Below are 16,904 nucleotides of genomic sequence, written 5' to 3'. Positions count from 1 at the left end.
GCACTGGCGTTTAAAGCACAGTCTATCCTTGCCAGTGTTTGTTTAAAAGTGGGGGTAAACGTAACCGTACCCACGCCCGAAACACGCAAAAATGTCAACTAATCGTCATCTGTCGATTCTGATGAATCTACCTGCGCATCAACTACGATCCCCGAGGCGTAATCGCGAACGGTCTGTGCGATCTTTTCGGTATCTAAACCGCTGAACCCGACGATCTCTTTAAGTAACGGCACCGCCGCACCAGCGTTGACAATCGAACTAAGGATGCGGTTCATACTACCGCTGCCATTACCATTGCCACCGCCAAGGTCAAGCACACGAATGCTTTCAATACGCTCTGCGGGTTTCATTAACTCGTTGGTCACCCCGGGTAGGGAGTCTACCAATGCCAATATTGCGTCGCTAACGAGTACTTTGGAATCCGCCTGATTTTTCGCAGCAATTGAGGCTTCTTCGCCATCGGCTTTCGCTTTCGCCTCAACCAGGAGTGCCTCCGCGAGAATTGTTTGTGCCTGCGCCTTGACCTCAGCCGCCCCAAGTTCCGCCTTAGCAGCCTCGACAACAGCGTAAGCTTCGGCATCGGCGGCGCGTTCCTTAGCGATGCGCTCCTCATCCGCTTCCTGTTCAGCGCGTATAAGAGCGACCTGACTTTGGCGTTCCGCTTCTTCAACAGCCTCAGCCGTTAAAACAGCCGCTTCGGCTTTCGCCTTTTGTGCGCTAACGTCCAAAAGTTCAATGAGTGCTGCTTCGCGCTCCTTTTCCTTGATTGAGACCTGAATGGCGTTCTCAGCCTGCGCCTCTTTTTCCTCGCGGTCTTTCTCAATAAGAACGATTCTGCTGGAGATACCGGCTTCCTCAACAGCGCGTTGCTGCTCAACCTTGGCTTTTTCGACGGTGAGTTCGCGCTGAATTTGTGCCTCCTCAATCATCTGTTCTTGCTGGACACGAGCGACTTCAACCGCCTGCTTCTGTGCGATCTCGGTTTCTTGGACTTGACGTTCCTGTTCAATCCGGGCAGTATCAAGCCGTTGTTTCTGGAGGATCTCTGTAGACTTGACTACTTCTTCTTGCTTGATTCGCGCTTCCTCAACAGCTTGTTGCTGTTCAAATTTATGTGCCTCAATTTCGCGTTCTTGCTCGGCTTTGTTGGTAGCGATCGCCTTGCGCTGTTGTTCCTGTGCGAAGTCGAGGCGTTTCTCTACTTCTAAGCCCTCTGTCTCGGTTTCCTCTTCACGTTGTTTAATCTCAAGTTGGGCTTTGAGCCGGTCTTCTTCGCGTTTCACTTGGTTTTCGTGTTCGATGCGAGCGGTTTTGGTCTGCCGGTCTTCAACTTCCTCCTTGATAGTTTGAATGGCAACAACGTCAAAGCGGTTGTTCTCGTTAAGTTCCTCAAGCGGTGTCTGGTCGAGGTTGGTGACGGCGACACTTTCCAATTTAAAGCCGTTCTGTTCAAGGTCGTCGCGGCAAGCTTCCTGGACCTGGTCGGAAAATTGCTGTCGTTTTTCGTGCAATTCTTGTAAATCCATGGTTGCGGCGACGCTCCGCAGAACACCGACAAGTTTGCCTTCAAGAAGTTTATTGACTTCGGCGGGCGTTAATGTTTTATTCCCAAGGCTTGCAACGGCTTTGAGTACATCCTGTTCATTGGGTTCGATTTTGACATAGAATTGTGCTTCAAGATCAACCCGCAAACTGTCTTTGGTGATAAGTGCGGCTTGCCCTGTTCGTTCAACGGGTAGTTGGAGTGTATTCAAGGAAATGAGTTGTGTTGTGTTGGTAATAGGATTGATGAGGCTTCCGCCAAAGACGACGCGCTTTTTTCGCCCGCCAGCGATAACTAACGCCGAATCTGCTGGGGCTTTTTTGTAAAAGGAACGGTAGATTAACAAGAAAACAACGAGCAAAGCGATAATACTACCGACGACAGTAAAAAATAAATTAGCATTTGCGCCGAACATGTCTAATTCTCCTCTATACTTTAACGGTTATCAGTTTTCGGAGAAATGGTAGTCAGTTATCAGTTTTCGGTTTTCGGTTAAGAACTTGTGTCGGTTACTTTATTGTTACCCCCACAGTCAATCTCTTTAACTGACAACTGAGAACCGAGAACCGAGAACCATTCCCCCGATAGAGAATTGTTAAAACGTTACTCCATTTCACTTTTTCTTACATCAAAGATGCGTTTCGCGCGATCATAGTTTATGAGCACAACAGTATCCCCCTTGACAGGTGTGACTTCATCGGATTTGACACGGCAGCTGACGGTCAATTCTGGTCCATCGGGAACTTGGACGCGAGCGGTCCCAAAGGTCGTTGTAATCTGTCCACTAATAACCCGCCCACTTAAACCGAGGAGATGGACATCACTGATCGCTTTTTCACTTTCAGGAAACAGTTTTGAGAGTCCCATCGAGATGTAACGCGTTCCTAATACGCAACAGAACAGGGCGATAAGACACGATATCCAAACCCACTGCTGATTCGTAGCGACATCAAGGAGTGTGTTCGCTATCAGCCCTGTGATTCCCCATGTTGCAAATAGGGACATCAGCACAACCATCAAGGGGACCTTGCCAACATTCAAAAATCCAAATACGTCGCCGAAAGAGGGAGTCAGACCGCCTGCATCTCCAGCGACATCAGCATCTACGTCCATATCAGCATCTACATCAGCATCTATGTCCATATCAGCATCTATGTCGGCATCTATATCTATATCAGCATCTACATCCATATCAGCATCGACATCAGCGTCTGCGTCACCGAAGTCGATTGCCCCCATCGCGAGTCGAAAGATCGCGAGTAGGAAGACGATCGTTAGTGGTGCCGTGAACCAAGCGTTGTATGAGACCATAAGGTAATTCAGGAATTCTATCATGGCGTTCTTCTCTACTTTGTGAGCTGTTCAGTGATGCAGACATAGGCGGCCCGAGCTGAACGGAAGTTGATATTATCGATCCAATGGACAGCACGTACAACGCTAATTTCAAGTCTTGCTTGGCGGAGAAGTCGATGTTTGAGATGTCGGACCAACTTGACCCCGCGGATTTCCGTGAATAATAGATTACATCGGACATTCGCGTAAGAAACAGCAAGGCTTCCTATATATCGTTCATCCAAAACGAGGACTCTGCGAGACGTGATAAAAACGAAATCTGGACGTAGCAAATTGGAGCGACCGAGGACGCACAAGTAAATATGTTCATCCTCACATAGATGCGATTGCACAATCTTTTGAATACGAGGTGGCATGTTCGCAAATTCAGCCATGTCACTTTGCAAGCAATGGGGCAAGCGATGTATTGCTGGTAAGCACGGAATGACGTTGTAAAAATGGAGGTGGCGGGAATCGAACCCGCGTCCGAAGGTATTTCAACAGAGGCTACTACATGCTTATCACAGGTTTTAAGATTCGCCTATCAGACTCCCCTGTGCGGGATTCATAACAGGCTATCTCAAAAGGTGGTTCGCGGCACGCCCCTTGAGAAAGAGCGAGCGGCTAGCCCGTATTGCGGCGCTTTTGCTTCCCTGACGGGCAACAGGTCGGCAAAGCGTAGCTGCGTATTAAGCAGCTAATGCTAATTCTTCATCAGCATTTATAAGTGTTCCGCCTATTTAACGAGGCCTGCGGAGACCTCGACATGCAACCTATATCTCATTTACCTTCGTCGAAACCTTTACACCCCCAGAGTAGTTGTCAGTCATCAGTCATCAGTTATCAGTTAAGAGGGAACTTGTGGCAGCCACAGCACCTCTTGTCACTGAAAACTGAAAACTATTCCTTCGACAGCCGACAACCGATAGCCAATATGCTGAAAGTCAATAGTCGTTCTGCGATTGGTGGCTTTTCAAAACGTTGTTAATTGTATGCTCGGATCTCATTCGCAGTCGCTTCACGTTCAATCTTATCGCGTTTATCGTAAACCTGTTTGCCCATTGCGACAGCCAACTCCAGTTTCACTTTCCCGTTGCTAAAATATGCTCGGGTCGGAACAATAGTCATTCCCTTTGAACGGATTAAGCGTTCAAGTTTAATGATTTCGCGTCGATGCAATAGGAGTTTCCGTTTCCGTTTCGGCTCGTGATTGGCGATATTTCCATGTTCGTACGGTCCAATGTGCGCATCAATGAGGAAGATTTCCCCATCTGTGATCTGTGCGTAACTATCTGTCAGGTTAAACCGCCCCGCACGAATTGACTTCACTTCAGTCCCTTGCAAGACGATACCTGCTTCATACCGATCGCGTAGGTGATAATCATACCTCGCCTTTCGATTTACGGTAATTACTGGAGTTGTAGAATTCTTAGCAGCTTTCATAGTGAAGTTAAGTATAGCACAGAATTAACCTGCACGCAAGGAAAACTTTATAGGACTTACGCAATTGTAGCCGTAGCATATCCTGTGAGATGGAAACTTTTCCAGAAACACACGTTCTTCTGACACAAACTGGAAAGTTTGTGCTACAAATGAGCAGACTGCGTAAGTCCTACTTTAGAAATTATCAGGGTGAGAAAAGTTCAGAAAATGTGAAGTTTTTTCGCAAAATAGGATTTTAGTGGAAAACAGGACGCAGATTTGATAAACTATATTATATAGGACTTACGCAAATTGAGGTACATTTTACCGAAAAGTCGTTATTTCATTAGTATTTAACCCCTTAAATCCCCCTTATCAGGGGGACTTTAAGAGGAAATGGTAAGTTCTATTATAAATATCGTAGTGTTGGGACAACGAAGTCACCGTGCTTGGGCTCCCTTCAAAAGAAAAAAGGAGTTTTCTTGATGCAACAGCTTTATGACACACGCTCACCGAATCCACCTTCACGGGCAATTTTGGTGGGCATAAAACTCCGAGACAGTTCAATGGACGAAACTGAGGAATCGCTACAAGAACTCCAGCAACTCGCAGAGACCGCTGGTATTGAAGTCGTCTGTGAGACAATTCAACCGCGTAACGTACCTAATCCAACATATTTCATTGGCGAAGGAAAGGTTGAAGAACTCAAACCGCTCGTTGAAGAACTCAATGCCGACGCAATTATTTTCGATGAAGAACTGGCACCAGCACAGAATCGAAACCTTGAGAAGGCACTTGATGTCGCTACACTTGATCGGACGGGACTTATACTGCAAGTCTTCGCACAACGCGCCCTCACTAAGGAGGCGCGGTTGCAGGTAGCATTGGCACAACTCGAATATGCGCTTCCACGGCTCACTCGGATGTGGACACACCTCTCACGGCTCGCGACGGGTGGCGGTGGTGGTAGACACCTCAGGGGTCCCGGTGAAACACAACTTGAAATGGATAGACGCTGGGTCCGTAGGAACATCGCACAGGTCAGAAAAGCACTTGATGCGGTTGAAAAACAACGCCATGTTCAACGGAAAAGGCGATCTGAAAAAGTCAAAGTGTCTTTCGTTGGATACACCAATGCGGGAAAATCAACGCTTTTCAACGTATTGACGGGTGAAAGCGTTTTAGCGGAAGATAAATTGTTCGCAACCTTAGATTCTACCACACGAAAGGTGGATTTGCCACAGAAGCAGCAAATTTTGCTGAGCGATACGGTTGGATTCATCAAGAAGTTACCACACCAATTAGTTGCCGCATTCAAGGCAACACTCGAAGAGGTCTCGGAAGCAGATCTTTTACTGCATGTCGTTGATGTAAGCCACCCGGAGGCAGAAGCACAGATCGCGGCTGTGAATGTCGTCCTTAAAGAATTAGAGGCTACCGAAATTCCGATGCTCATGGTTTTCAATAAAATTGATAGACTCAAGAACGAGGACGAACTTCAAATTCTACAGTGCCAATATCCGGAGGCACTGTCTATTTCAGCACAACGCGGCGACGGGATCCCGGCTTTAATAGATGCGCTGACCGAGCGTTTCGCTGAACGCGGCATGAACCTTTCTCTCAGGCTTCCGTATACAGAAGGGAAAGCACTTGATTTGCTGCATAAGCATGGAACTGTGCTGGACACCGAATATACAGATGAAGCGGTTCACGTTAAGGCACGCTTGCCGAACCGCTATCTCAAAGCGGTCGAGCGGTTTTTGGTTTCTTCGGAAGAAAGGTAATAACGATGCGATGGCTGGACCAGACTGACATCGGACACGACTTGCAAATCTGTCCGGATTGTGACAGAGAATACGAAGTGCTTGACCAGTTCTTGGGGAATCCATCGACGGATCGATCCGACGACACCTTGATTGATGTCGTGTTCAACGACGCTTACTATGTCGCTATTCGGTGTCCACAATGCCTTGAGACCCGTCACCTCTGTATACAATCTCTAACAGCCACTCAGTTTCACATCGAAAAGGAACAGCAATGAAGCGGCAGCAGCCTTTGTTGGCGAGGTTTGAAACCTCGCCAACAACGTGCGTGCCAAAGGAGCAGAAATGAAGATAGGTGTTACCCAAATTATTCTTGGCGGTATGTCGTTAGACGACACGCTTTCGCTCTGTCAGGATGCCGGCTATGATGCCGTTGAACTCACTTTCGGTGAGGGACAAGACACCGACATTAATATGAGCGATACAGAACTCCGCGGCATTGCTACGAAGTGTGCGGACGCAGATATCGAAATCAGTAGTATCACAGCGGGCTATGCTGACCGTGGCAATCTACTCAGCCTTGATGCAACACAGCGCGAAAAAGGCGCAGTCTCGCTCGCTCGCGGTTTAGAAGTCGCGGGGGCACTCGGTGTCGGCGGGATTCTACTACATCCCGGACAACTCACCGTCGAAGGAACTTATCAACAGGTCTGGGATAACCTTGTGGGCGTGCTGAAGGACCTCGCGCCTTCCGCAGAAACACACCAAGTCGCAATTGGACTGGAAAATGTCTGGAATAAATTCCTGCTGAGTCCAAAAGAGATGCGCGATATTGTAGATGAAGTGAATAGCGACTGGGTAGGCACCTATCTTGACACCGCAAATATGATGGCTTATGGCTATCCAGAACATTGGATCCGAGAATTAGGACACCGCATCAAGCGGGTGCATTTCAAGGATTTCTCCCGCGGCGCGCATCAGTTCGTTAACCTCTTAGATGGTGATACAGATTGGCAAGCAGTCATGGAAGCGTTCCGTAGCATTGGTTACGATGGCTATGTCATCCACGAAGTCGGTGGTGACAGGGAAGCACAAATCGACTTGGCGAAACGGATGCGTGAAATCGTTGCGATGTAACCGAAATAGAAAGGGCGATGGTTCTATGAGAAACCATCGCCTCATGCCGGAGGTCGGACTCGAACCGACATGGACCTAGGGCCCGCGGGATTTTGAGTCCCGTGCGTCTACCAATTTCACCACTCCGGCTATCGCTATCATTGGCAACATATATTATACTATATTCCGTACGAAAAGTCAAATTTGCACCAAACAATTTAGGATATAGGCAGCACCTTTTGCTGGCGAGGTTTTAAACCTCGCCAGCGGGGTGCGGGATGTCCGTAGTTATCAGAAAACTGCGTAAATCTTACAACTAAAAACCATGGCAAATCAACAACAAAACCCTGCATCTGAAAACATATTTCAACGCTTTCTTCTAAGTGCTCAGGCATTTTTTAGCCAAATGTGGCAAAAGGAGACGTGGCAGACCTTATGGCATTGGACCCTCTGGCGGATTGTTCCGAAACGCAGACGCATTCTCCAACTCATTCACGAACTCCAACCCCTTGATCCAAACGCCGCCCCTGAAATGCGATCATTGCGTGATGAAGTTTTCTTAAAAAGTTGTTTAGAGCTGCAACGTATCGAAGAAGCGCAGATCCTTTTGGACATTCTTAAACACACACAGCATCCGCTTGGGTATGAACAAATCTTTTTCGCGGCAATTTATCCGGTCTTAATTAAACGCGACATGGAGGTCATCCCAATTTTGACGGGAGCCGAGCATCGGCTTGATGTAGAGATTGGCTACCTCGGATACAATGAAGATTATTTTTTTTGGGTTCTTGAGATTGATGGGACAAAACGTCTCAGCCTCAACACGCCGCTTGCCGCAAGGTTGGAAATACGAGACGATAAACGCTATGTGGTCTATTCGCTGGGTAGTACTGGACTCGTTGATACAGATTACGCCGAGTACGCCGAACAGTGGCTCCTCGACTCCCCGCGTTTAACAATAGCACTCCCCTTACTTGCCGCTGCGTATGCGGAACAGTGGATCCTTAATGCCCGCATCTACCTCTCACACATCCTCACAGATTTGAGAAAACGGAACTATCAGGTCACAGCAACCGTAATATCTGATTTTGAACGGGAGCGGTTGTCACTTTTACGCCGTCTCTCCCTGGACCGGCTAAGAAAACGTCGATCTCTGTCCGAACGCCGAAATCGCTAAGATAAATACCCGGTTCAATCGAAAAACAGACGCCAGAAATCAGCGCGCGTGCGTCGCGTGTCTCTAAGTTATCTAAATTTACGCCGTTGCCGTGGATAACAGTGCCGATGTTGTGTCCAGTGCGGTGGATAAAGAATTCGCCATATCCTTTTTCAGTGATATATCCGCGAACACAGTCGTCTACCTCATAACCGTAAATCGGTTCATCAACAGCCCATTTCTCACGAATGAACCGGACGGCTCTATCCCTCGCTTCCTTGACAATATCGAAAATCTGAATATACTGTGTGGGAACAGTTTCCCCCGCATACGCCACCCATGTCGTATCGGCAAAAACCGCATCCGGTGCTTTCTGCTTTGCCCACAAATCGATTAAGATGAAGTCGCCTGCTTTAATTTCTTGGGTATCGGTTTCGGAAGGCGCGTAATGCGGGTCGCTGCTTTTGGCATTCGCAGCAACGATAGGTGGATGGTCTGTGACCAAGTCCATTGCCTCAAATTGTCCGAGAATCTCCTGTTGAACGTTATATTCCGTAATCGTTTTCCCATCACGCAGCTGCGAGCCGATCCACGCGAAGGCGTAATCTTTCGCTTGCAATACCAAGCGCGCGGAGGCTTGATGCCCCGCGGCTTGTGCTTCATTCAGACGTGCTTCGATGCGCTGCGCCAGTTCCGCAGATGTCCGCACTTCAATCCCGAATGAACGGATCCACTCCAATGTGCCAGCATCTACCCGCGAAATATAGGGAATCTCGGCGTTTGGTGAATATTCCATTGCAACTGTTTTGACATCAGCAAGCAGGGTCTGTATTGCGCCGTTAAGTTCTTCCCAGCCAGCGTAAAGTGCGACGTGTCCTTGTACGTTGACAAAATTTGATGTTTCAATCCGGTGGACAAGCCATCGCGGTTCACCCTGTTTAGGAATAAGACAGAACCACCGGCGTGTTATATTTATGCCTGTCAAGCCAGCCACGTTTTGCGCGATGGGGTTTATTCCACGGAAATCGTATAGGAGCCACGCATCTAATTCTAACGCTGCTAACTCACGTTGAATCTCTGTTATTTTCATGTTGGTTAAAATTTACCTTTTTTGATACAACTTTTAATTTATCAAGGGACTTTAAGAGGAAATGTGTCCATTCTATAACCTTAACAAAATCATAGCATATTCGACGGGAAGAATCAAGAAGCAATCAAGACAATACCAGAGACCTTCCTTTTTAGTTTTCAGTTATCGGTTATCAATGGATCCACGGAATCTGTTACATCTCAAGAAAGCACCATAGGTGTCAATTTAGGGATTTTGCACGGCATTTTATAGGGTATCTCTTCAAATGCCGCCCCTACGGGGCTTGATTTGTGGGGCACACGTTTTTCTACAGAGATACCATCCCTACGGGATTCAAGAGGTGCTTGAAGTCTTCAAAGTTTCCGCGTAAATCCGGTTCGGTTGCAAACCGAACCTACCGGGCCTGGATTCGAGACGGTTCATTTTTCTAAAATTGACAGTTATGGTTACATCTCAAGAAAGCACTCAGAAAAGCGTTGGGGTTCACTGCAAGACTGATTTACTTTCGCAAACTTCATTAGGGACCCCTGAAAAAGTGGCAAAATTCGGCAGGATTTGGAAAGTCTTTCGCCTACCGTGCGGTAAGTTATAGTGAGTCAAATTTTAAGGTTTTAAAGGTTCTATAAAAAAATTGACAATTTTTGTATTTTATGGTATACTTTATATTGACGCTGATTTCATGCTGAAGCACACTTGCTAACACCGTGTGAATCGCGTCAGGGGCAGCTCCCCGTTTTCGGGGTGCGCAGCAGGTGTATCAAGCACCTGCCACGCGTAGCACTGCCATAGTATGAGTATGACAACGCTGGTTTCTATTGTAGCAGATAACGGGTTTTCGTTGTGTGTTATTTATGGGGACCAGCCCCTAAAAAAGGAGTGCCTAACATGAAAACACGCCTCTTGCGGTGGGTCCCCATCGCGCTTTTCTTCCTCGTGACGATACTAAACGTCGCGCTGTACCTTACACGTGCCGCGCATGATCCTTGTCGTCCGTTCCCCGAAACCTGTCACCCTTGAATACAACCGCCGTGTCAACCGGTCACTTGTCCCAACACGGATAGGAGATAAACACGCTCGGTGAACAACCGAAAGGGGCCGACGATGAGAAGTTTGTTTAAACCGATACCTCTCGCCCTCGCTGTCATCATCTGCATTACATTTGCTTTCTTGAAGATAACTTCCCTTTTCAAATGAGTGTAGCTCCAGTTGTGCCGTATCTGAACCGGCAACTCTCACTGCGAGGCAAACTCTCACTACGAGGAGAACCAACTGATAACCAATTCAAAGGATTTTATTTTTTTATGCCAGCTTTACCTACCAAAGAAATCATACAACTCCGGTATGATCTTGACATCCCTGCCTTCGTCCGCGCAGCCGTGCGAAACGACCTCAACAAAGAAGAAGTCTTGATTTACCTCCAGATCATCACCAACACACTCGACGCAACCGAGAAGATGTGGCAGTTTGTGCCTGTCGCCAAGCAGGCGAACTTAACCCGCGAGGAGATTCTCGTCTGGCTTCACCTCTCTTATGGTGGGTTGCTGGATCCGAAGCATCTCAGCCGGAAACTGCGTATCCCGTCCGGCTTTGCTGAGAATGCGCTTGCTGCTTTGGAGGAGAAGGGCATCATTAAAGATGGACATGTGATTTGATGATTGTCTGAAGCGGAATAACCCCCCTGTATCCCCCCTTATCAGGGGGGCAGGATTCAAGGATTTTCAGGTCAAAGTGACTTCCCTAATCTGCGTAAGTCTTAATGACCGAATTGGGAAGACGGAATTATTTTTTTGCAACCTTTTTACCCAATTTTTACACTTAATTAGGAAAGGGTAGCGTTAAATGCTAACCGATTATAAAAAATATAGTGATGTACAACTTTTGCAACGCTATCAGGAAGGCGATGAAGTCGCAGGGAATGTCCTTTTTCAACGATATAGGGCTCCCCTTCACACGTTTTTCAAAAGGAGAATCAGCGGAAATCGTGAAGATGCAGAAGATCTCGTTCAAGAAACATTCCTTGAGGCACTGCAAAACTTAGAAGGGATTCAGTCTCCGGAACGTTTTGGGGCGTGGCTATCCACAATCGCAACACGTGTCCTCGTAAAATGGATTAAGGAGAAACAGAAGCAAGGTGTGCTGGTCGTATTGGATGCCGATCCAGAAGATGAATCGGGGCAAATGGCTCTCACAGAATTGCTTTCCGCACCCGTGACGTTTCAACCGGAACACGGCGTTCTTGATAACGAACTTGCAGAGATCCGCCGCCGTTTTGAGTGCACGCTGCGTCCCAAAGAATTAGAAGTCTTTCAATTAAGGCACAACAGCGATATGACGTTTGAGGAGATTAGGCAAACACTGGGCATCAGAACAGGAACTGCCAAGTCTCGATATCATCGGGCGTTAGTGGCATTTAAGACGTGGTTAAAAAAGCGTTATCCTGATATCTATTATTTCTTAAGTGGAGGGGGTGAGTAATCGAATAAAGAGTTATTGGCTATTTTCGTCTTTTTCCGTATAATGTGACGAAATAGTTTTGTATGTGGCAGTCTCTTCTTTTTTTGAAAGGTGCGCCGAGGGTGGAAGTGACACCGGTCGGCGCGGAGAACCCTGCCATAACTGGTCTATGACAGCGTTAGCCTAATTGTAGCATAAAACGCCTTGTTTTGTGAAATTTTTAGGTTAGCACCTTATATAACAAGGGATTGCCAAGAACGCAACACCTTACCGTTTGCCTTCCTATTCCCAAAGCAATCCCCATAAATGAAGGAGAAAACTGATGAAATTACTTTCATACAAAGTGGTCGTTGTCGTGTGCCTGTTCGCCATGATTTTCGGAATTAGCATCGCGACAGCTTTTTATTTGCATGATGTTTATGTTTATGCATGGGAGCATGAGGGAGACTATGAATTGGTTGCTGCCACAGATGTTAGAGTTGGTGCCTTTGCCTCGGCAGGGTATTATGAAGGGAGAGGTAGCGTGAAGGTTCAGGTCAATTCGGAACCAGCTGTCCGGGATGCGGGTACTATTTGGGCTGAAGTCTACGTAAATGGTACTTGTAGTACCGGTGAGCTCAAAGTTCGCACATCCTGTAACCCGTGGGATATGAAGTACGTAAGTGCCCAAGGTTCTATGAATAGCTTTACCCGTTGAAACCGCTAAAGTTACGAGAGGGTAGGTTTCAAATCTACCCTTTCAAAAAGGATTTCTCTGATGATACGCAGAACTGTTATCTACATGTTCGTCCTTTCGGTGATTATTGGACTTGTTACCTGTTTTGTTATCCGGACGCACAGGCAACCGCAGTTTGAAAATAATTCCAATGTGGTATCGCCAAAACTGAGGGCATCTTTTTCTCGACACCTTCCATCTAAGAAACACGATGGTCCTCAAACCGTTGAAGCACTCCTTAAATCGTTTGAAGACATGGCGGGTAATTCCGTGGTGGATGAGAAGTACCCTCAAGTTGAGTGGCTTGAAATGCTCCTTGACAAAGGTATTGTAATAGAAGATTACAACGATTATTCTGGATATATGGTAGCGCGCAACGCATTGGTTCAACTTGAAACCCAACCCGAAATGTGGACATCCGATGTTTTCGGAATCCCGCCTACTACCGATTGGGAGACGTTTAAAGCCGCGTATATTGAAAGAAAGATTTGGGAGTATGATCAACTCCGTGCCGCAAAACAGATCGATCCGGATGTGAACGGAGGCCTTTTTACAGGACCCGACATGGAAATCTTTCTCCCTGCTAAGCCTGGACGCGTCTATGTTAAAAGAGTGCAAGAAACGGGTGCTATGTTCTTTGGCGAGTCCCTTGATAAGACGCAAGAGTTCGACCTCCTACATAAGGGCATTGAACCCCAAGGGTATGAAGTCATCTATATTGATGAAAACGGAGAACACCTCGCTGAGGCACCACCGCCTATCTCGCGCGAAGTTTTAATAGAAAGATTGACGCTACCCCCAGATGGATGGATGCCGCCAGAAGGATGGACACCTCCACCTTGGATGGAACCCGCACTCAGGGCAAAAGGGTGGACGGGCACCTTCTTCCCGCAAGAAGATACAACTCGGCAGCTCTCCTCTACTGCGGAGGAATATTCCGTGTCAGTTGGATCCTCACACATCCAAGACGAAACCGCACAAATGACACACACTCACCCCGAAGCGAGTGCGCATTTACAACCGGCATCGGACAGTAACAAGACGTTAGAACCCGCAGAACTCGAAAAGCTCCTAATTCATATAACAGGTGATGCAGAACTCGAAAAGCAGTTTATACCGGATATGCCTGAACTGCCAACCGAAGAACGCATGGAAGCAGCACTTCACAAACAGTTTCAACCCCAACGCTTGGCACGTGCTATAGAAACCCTCAATCGCTATGGACCCGAAGAGGGACTCCGCAGACTCAAAGAATCAGATCCAGAAATTGCCGAACAGATTAGAAAAACGCGTCAACGTAAAGACTCAATGCAACAAGATTAGAGGAAATTCTTATGATCCAAACACCCTACATTTTCAAATGCTTCGCTATACTTCTGTGTCTTAGCACGGTTTTGTTTTTCGGATGCGCGGAAAAGTCCGACAACCCTTCTATACCGTCTGAAGAAGTGGAATCCGTTTCTTCACAGTCTTCCATACCTGTGGCAGACGGAGAGAAGAAAACGTTCGCGCTGCTGCGTGCCAAGTTTCCCGGCTCACTTTTAGATAAAGATTTCAAAACACTTAGGGAGCTTGCAAACTCAGCACTTTATTTAGCGTATGTGAAACGCACCGAACAACAAGCAAAATCCTTCAAAACAAAACCTTTTAAGACTTTTAACGAGTTTCTTGACACAACACCTCCAAGTGCTGATTCACTTCTCCTTCCACTTTTTAAGAAACACTTTAGACATCGCCCTGATGATCAGACGATAGCCCACTTTTATCAAATCGTTGTACTCTTCCAAAGCTTTGAAATAACTGAACCCACGTTACTTCGGGTCCAGCACCTTGAAGAAAAATTTGATCGCTTGTATACCAGTCCTATTTTCCACAATGTGATTGATTTGGTTAGGGGGAATCGAAAAGAATTCGACGCATTTGAGGATGCTTATCAAAATTTAGCGAAGGAACGTTCCGAAGCAGCGAGGAAGGAAGTCCAAGAACGCTTTCATAAATATGGCCAAGACGATGGGTTCTTATGGCTCGCTATTGAAGAACCGAGAACGTTTGGATTCATCTTGAATACTTTTGTTGATCCTTTAACCACGAATCATTTCCTGTTCTGGGTGAACTCCAATAAGTAGGAGATTGAATCGGAAACTCCCACACTGAGAGGTGAACACATGAATTTTTTCAAAAAGATATGGTTTTTCGCACTCGCAGGACTTATAGTCTTCGGTATCGGCACACACATTTTCTTGCGTGGCAGGACACCGACGGAACCGGTTCATATCTATAAGACGACGCAGCCCACACCCAAACAACGTCCGCTACAGACAGATACAACTACAAAAGAGGCTCCCATAACTCACGATCACAGTCATGACCATCCCCATAATCACGGTTCTCACGAACACGCAGCAGTGCCCGCCACAAAGGAGAAAAAGTATGACTGGCGAGACGATAGCACGTTTGAGACACCACCGCCAAAGAATGATCCGTGGAAACAAACTAAGCAAAAGACAGAAGTTGCCGACGCTGCTGATACATATCCTCCCAAAGATTGGTACAAGACAGAAGACCCTGTCTTGCGTGCTGAATACTACGGTGCTCAGATGCTCAAGCAGTTTGGGGATACCCCAGAGGTTCGCACTGTCTCAGATTGGGAACTAAATGAGGCGATGGGGATAACGCCAACACATGACGAACTCATTACTTATCTTGAGGCACTCTATCATCTCTTTCCGAGAGAAAGGACGCTGAACACGCTCAACCACCATCGCGAACTAAGAGCGAAAGGTGTGGAAGTCAAAATGGTATCTGAAGGAGACCCAGAATGAAAAAGCCGCGTATTTTACCGCTGTTCTGTTATCTCATCTGTCTTTTCGTTCTCTGCTTCCTCGCTTGTGGAGGCGGAGAAGATGTAGAAACCGAAACGACTAACCCCTTAGACCCAACAGATACATCAAGTCTAACTACCGATAGGACAGGAGAATTGGATGCCCTCATTTTACGTCTTGAATCTATCTATGCAGAACTTAACGCTCGGAAAAAGCGTGTTCCGCGAGATTGGGAGAAGACAGAAGACCCTGCTCTACGCGCCGCATACGCTCGTTTTCTACTCAGCAAGCGGAAACTCGCAATTCCAGACCACTGGTTCCATACGGAAGATCCGGTTTTACGCGCCGAATACTACCGTGCCCAACTCATCAAACAGTTTGGAGACATTCCGCAGGTTCACACTGTCGCAAATCGGCAATTAAAAGATGCGATAGCATCAACGATGGAAATCCCTTGGTTCACGCTGAAACCTGGGGAACGTATTGCCTATCTTGAGGCACTCTATCATCTTTTTCCCACTGAAAACAATCGACGTACGCTCGAAAACGCTCGGAAAGACGCGGCGGAGCCTACTTATGAGGAACTGCGGGAGCAAGACCCAGAGTTATGGGCGCAACTTGAACTTGAACGGCTCATTGAAGAGCATGGCGACACTCCGCAGACGCGTATCATGGCGGAATTTCATCGAAAGGACGCATTGGGTCTCCCTATCACTGAAGAAGATTACCTCACCTACCTTGAAGCAATAGTCCATCTCCATCCGGACGATGAAATAGCACCGCGGCTCCTTGAAAGATTTCGGAAAGCGAAAGCCAATGGAATCCCATTTAAGGATGTAAAGACAGATGATATCGTGCCACCTAAAGAAGAAGAGGAGGACGAGTGAGAAATGTCCCACAAGAAACTTTCTTATTCAGGTTTTACATTTGAGAGTACACACTGGCTTCATAACGGATCTAAAGGTGAATCTGTTCACCTAACATCTATCCCAATTTCAGTTAAACGGAAAGCAAAAAGTTAAAGGGTAAAGGTTTGTTGATGGGATAGGCAGAAGCACCCCTTTATCTATTGCTTTCTCATTTCTATAAGGAGATTTAATCATGGTAAAAAAATGGTTTGGAAGTTTAATCTGCCTCGCTTTTGTTTTCGGGTTTACAGCATCTCTTCTTATTCTGTTGAAACCAGCGGAGGCTACCCGTAACGTTAAATGGATACGTCCGCTAACGATCCATTATGTCTGTGCAGGAGAAAGTGCGAACATCGTCTATTCTGAAGAGGGCGAAAAAATCTGGACAGCGACTGTTAATCACCCACCAAAAACATATCAACCCACACGAGCCTGGGGTGGTGGAATCTCTCTGGAACATACTCCGCACGGTATGGAGAATAGGCGACTTAACAGAAGTGAGACTGAGTATAGAACGTTGTGGAAGGAAGACGACTGGCGATGTCGTTAGCTTTCTATGGAATGCCGTCCATTTGTCTCCATG

General features: G+C 46.9%; 19 protein-coding genes, 1 tRNA gene and 1 other RNA gene. 13 read left to right on the top strand and 8 right to left on the bottom strand.

Annotation, left to right across the window (positions count from 1 at the left end; translation table 11 throughout):
* Positions 1 to 98: 98 nt before the first annotated feature.
* The 5 genes from OXH39_24175 to smpB all read right to left on the bottom strand — a co-directional run bounded on the left by OXH39_24175 (position 99) and on the right by smpB (position 4,318).
* On the bottom strand, positions 99 to 1,958 hold the full coding sequence (locus OXH39_24175) for an SPFH domain-containing protein (protein ID MCY3553563.1): 1,860 nt from the start codon (positions 1,956 to 1,958) through the stop codon (positions 99 to 101).
* Positions 1,959 to 2,146: 188 nt separating this feature from the next.
* Positions 2,147 to 2,878, bottom strand: coding sequence for a DUF1449 family protein (locus OXH39_24170; protein ID MCY3553562.1), 732 nt, complete (start codon positions 2,876 to 2,878; stop codon positions 2,147 to 2,149).
* A gap of 11 nt (positions 2,879 to 2,889) precedes the next feature.
* The gene (locus OXH39_24165; protein MCY3553561.1) at positions 2,890 to 3,270 is read right to left on the bottom strand and encodes a hypothetical protein; all 381 of its coding nucleotides are present in this window, start codon (positions 3,268 to 3,270) and stop codon (positions 2,890 to 2,892) included.
* A gap of 61 nt (positions 3,271 to 3,331) precedes the next feature.
* Positions 3,332 to 3,687, bottom strand: a transfer-messenger RNA (tmRNA) gene (gene ssrA / locus OXH39_24160).
* A gap of 172 nt (positions 3,688 to 3,859) precedes the next feature.
* Positions 3,860 to 4,318 carry an SsrA-binding protein SmpB gene (gene smpB / locus OXH39_24155; protein MCY3553560.1) on the bottom strand — a complete coding sequence of 153 codons (459 nt, stop codon included), beginning with the start codon at positions 4,316 to 4,318 and terminating at the stop codon, positions 3,860 to 3,862.
* Between the two features lie 464 nt (positions 4,319 to 4,782).
* Here smpB and hflX point away from each other — a divergent pair, with 464 nt between their 5' ends.
* The 3 genes from hflX (at position 4,783) to OXH39_24140 (ending at position 7,197) form a co-directional block, all read left to right on the top strand.
* Positions 4,783 to 6,081 carry a GTPase HflX gene (gene hflX, locus OXH39_24150; protein MCY3553559.1) on the top strand — a complete coding sequence of 433 codons (1,299 nt, stop codon included), beginning with the start codon at positions 4,783 to 4,785 and terminating at the stop codon, positions 6,079 to 6,081.
* Between the two features lie 5 nt (positions 6,082 to 6,086).
* On the top strand, positions 6,087 to 6,338 hold the full coding sequence (locus tag OXH39_24145) for a hypothetical protein (GenBank protein ID MCY3553558.1): 252 nt from the start codon (positions 6,087 to 6,089) through the stop codon (positions 6,336 to 6,338).
* Between the two features lie 67 nt (positions 6,339 to 6,405).
* Positions 6,406 to 7,197 carry a sugar phosphate isomerase/epimerase gene (locus tag OXH39_24140; GenBank protein MCY3553557.1) on the top strand — a complete coding sequence of 264 codons (792 nt, stop codon included), beginning with the start codon at positions 6,406 to 6,408 and terminating at the stop codon, positions 7,195 to 7,197.
* 44 nt (positions 7,198 to 7,241) lie between these two features.
* On the opposite strand, the gene OXH39_24135 is transcribed toward OXH39_24140, so the two are convergent.
* Positions 7,242 to 7,326, bottom strand: a tRNA-Leu gene (locus tag OXH39_24135).
* Between the two features lie 175 nt (positions 7,327 to 7,501).
* Between OXH39_24135 and OXH39_24130 the strand changes: the two genes are divergently transcribed.
* Complete coding sequence (locus OXH39_24130; protein ID MCY3553556.1) at positions 7,502 to 8,353, top strand: hypothetical protein; 852 nt, start codon at positions 7,502 to 7,504, stop codon at positions 8,351 to 8,353.
* Here OXH39_24130 and OXH39_24125 read toward each other — a convergent pair.
* Positions 8,241 to 9,422 (bottom strand): M24 family metallopeptidase, encoded by a 1,182-nt coding sequence (locus OXH39_24125; protein MCY3553555.1) that lies wholly within the window; start codon positions 9,420 to 9,422, stop codon positions 8,241 to 8,243. The two genes, OXH39_24130 and OXH39_24125, sit on opposite strands and share 113 nt — an antisense overlap.
* An 885-nt stretch (positions 9,423 to 10,307) precedes the next feature.
* Between OXH39_24125 and OXH39_24120 the strand changes: the two genes are divergently transcribed.
* On the top strand, positions 10,308 to 10,439 hold the full coding sequence (locus OXH39_24120; protein ID MCY3553554.1) for a hypothetical protein: 132 nt from the start codon (positions 10,308 to 10,310) through the stop codon (positions 10,437 to 10,439).
* Positions 10,440 to 10,453: 14 nt separating this feature from the next.
* Here the strand turns inward: OXH39_24120 and OXH39_24115 are convergent, their stop codons facing one another.
* A complete protein-coding gene (locus OXH39_24115) occupies positions 10,454 to 10,612 on the bottom strand; it encodes a hypothetical protein (protein ID MCY3553553.1) in 159 nt (52 codons plus the stop codon).
* A 111-nt stretch (positions 10,613 to 10,723) separates the two neighbouring features.
* On the opposite strand from OXH39_24115, the gene OXH39_24110 reads away from it, so the two are divergent.
* The 8 genes from OXH39_24110 to OXH39_24075 all read left to right on the top strand — a co-directional run bounded on the left by OXH39_24110 (position 10,724) and on the right by OXH39_24075 (position 16,871).
* Entirely contained in the window at positions 10,724 to 11,074 is a 351-nt protein-coding gene (locus OXH39_24110) for a hypothetical protein (protein MCY3553552.1), read from the top strand.
* A 187-nt stretch (positions 11,075 to 11,261) separates the two neighbouring features.
* Positions 11,262 to 11,897, top strand: coding sequence for an RNA polymerase sigma factor (locus tag OXH39_24105; GenBank protein MCY3553551.1), 636 nt, complete (start codon positions 11,262 to 11,264; stop codon positions 11,895 to 11,897).
* Between the two features lie 301 nt (positions 11,898 to 12,198).
* Positions 12,199 to 12,573 (top strand): hypothetical protein, encoded by a 375-nt coding sequence (locus OXH39_24100; GenBank protein MCY3553550.1) that lies wholly within the window; start codon positions 12,199 to 12,201, stop codon positions 12,571 to 12,573.
* A 60-nt stretch (positions 12,574 to 12,633) separates the two neighbouring features.
* Positions 12,634 to 13,914, top strand: coding sequence for a hypothetical protein (locus tag OXH39_24095; protein ID MCY3553549.1), 1,281 nt, complete (start codon positions 12,634 to 12,636; stop codon positions 13,912 to 13,914).
* Between the two features lie 11 nt (positions 13,915 to 13,925).
* The gene (locus OXH39_24090) at positions 13,926 to 14,717 is read left to right on the top strand and encodes a hypothetical protein (protein MCY3553548.1); all 792 of its coding nucleotides are present in this window, start codon (positions 13,926 to 13,928) and stop codon (positions 14,715 to 14,717) included.
* A gap of 39 nt (positions 14,718 to 14,756) precedes the next feature.
* A complete protein-coding gene (locus OXH39_24085; GenBank protein ID MCY3553547.1) occupies positions 14,757 to 15,413 on the top strand; it encodes a hypothetical protein in 657 nt (218 codons plus the stop codon).
* Positions 15,410 to 16,300, top strand: a complete 891-nt coding sequence (locus OXH39_24080) for a hypothetical protein (protein MCY3553546.1) — start codon at positions 15,410 to 15,412, stop codon at positions 16,298 to 16,300. The genes OXH39_24085 and OXH39_24080 overlap by 4 nt, the downstream gene beginning before the upstream one ends.
* A 214-nt stretch (positions 16,301 to 16,514) precedes the next feature.
* Positions 16,515 to 16,871 carry a hypothetical protein gene (locus OXH39_24075; protein MCY3553545.1) on the top strand — a complete coding sequence of 119 codons (357 nt, stop codon included), beginning with the start codon at positions 16,515 to 16,517 and terminating at the stop codon, positions 16,869 to 16,871.
* Positions 16,872 to 16,904 lie beyond the last annotated feature (33 nt).

It is taken from the genome of Candidatus Poribacteria bacterium (assembly GCA_026702755.1).
In the GTDB taxonomy this organism is placed as follows: Bacteria; Poribacteria; WGA-4E; order WGA-4E; family WGA-3G; genus WGA-3G.
The sequence above is the reverse complement of the archived record's forward strand: the minus strand, read 5'-3'. Positions and strand labels throughout refer to the sequence as shown.

Excerpts from the sequence above, each read along its gene's own strand:
- OXH39_24175 (MCY3553563.1), bottom strand. The coding sequence starts at position 1,958 with ATGTTCGGCGCAAATGCTAATTTATTTTTTACTGTCGTCGGTAGTATT.
- OXH39_24170 (MCY3553562.1), bottom strand. The coding sequence starts at position 2,878 with ATGATAGAATTCCTGAATTACCTTATGGTCTCATACAACGCTTGGTTC.
- OXH39_24165 (MCY3553561.1), bottom strand. The coding sequence starts at position 3,270 with ATGGCTGAATTTGCGAACATGCCACCTCGTATTCAAAAGATTGTGCAA.
- smpB (MCY3553560.1), bottom strand. The coding sequence starts at position 4,318 with ATGAAAGCTGCTAAGAATTCTACAACTCCAGTAATTACCGTAAATCGA.
- hflX (MCY3553559.1), top strand. The coding sequence starts at position 4,783 with ATGCAACAGCTTTATGACACACGCTCACCGAATCCACCTTCACGGGCA.
- OXH39_24145 (MCY3553558.1), top strand. The coding sequence starts at position 6,087 with ATGCGATGGCTGGACCAGACTGACATCGGACACGACTTGCAAATCTGT.
- OXH39_24140 (MCY3553557.1), top strand. The coding sequence starts at position 6,406 with ATGAAGATAGGTGTTACCCAAATTATTCTTGGCGGTATGTCGTTAGAC.
- OXH39_24130 (MCY3553556.1), top strand. The coding sequence starts at position 7,502 with ATGGCAAATCAACAACAAAACCCTGCATCTGAAAACATATTTCAACGC.
- OXH39_24125 (MCY3553555.1), bottom strand. The coding sequence starts at position 9,422 with ATGAAAATAACAGAGATTCAACGTGAGTTAGCAGCGTTAGAATTAGAT.
- OXH39_24120 (MCY3553554.1), top strand. The coding sequence starts at position 10,308 with ATGAAAACACGCCTCTTGCGGTGGGTCCCCATCGCGCTTTTCTTCCTC.
- OXH39_24110 (MCY3553552.1), top strand. The coding sequence starts at position 10,724 with ATGCCAGCTTTACCTACCAAAGAAATCATACAACTCCGGTATGATCTT.
- OXH39_24105 (MCY3553551.1), top strand. The coding sequence starts at position 11,262 with ATGCTAACCGATTATAAAAAATATAGTGATGTACAACTTTTGCAACGC.
- OXH39_24100 (MCY3553550.1), top strand. The coding sequence starts at position 12,199 with ATGAAATTACTTTCATACAAAGTGGTCGTTGTCGTGTGCCTGTTCGCC.
- OXH39_24095 (MCY3553549.1), top strand. The coding sequence starts at position 12,634 with ATGATACGCAGAACTGTTATCTACATGTTCGTCCTTTCGGTGATTATT.
- OXH39_24090 (MCY3553548.1), top strand. The coding sequence starts at position 13,926 with ATGATCCAAACACCCTACATTTTCAAATGCTTCGCTATACTTCTGTGT.
- OXH39_24085 (MCY3553547.1), top strand. The coding sequence starts at position 14,757 with ATGAATTTTTTCAAAAAGATATGGTTTTTCGCACTCGCAGGACTTATA.
- OXH39_24080 (MCY3553546.1), top strand. The coding sequence starts at position 15,410 with ATGAAAAAGCCGCGTATTTTACCGCTGTTCTGTTATCTCATCTGTCTT.
- OXH39_24075 (MCY3553545.1), top strand. The coding sequence starts at position 16,515 with ATGGTAAAAAAATGGTTTGGAAGTTTAATCTGCCTCGCTTTTGTTTTC.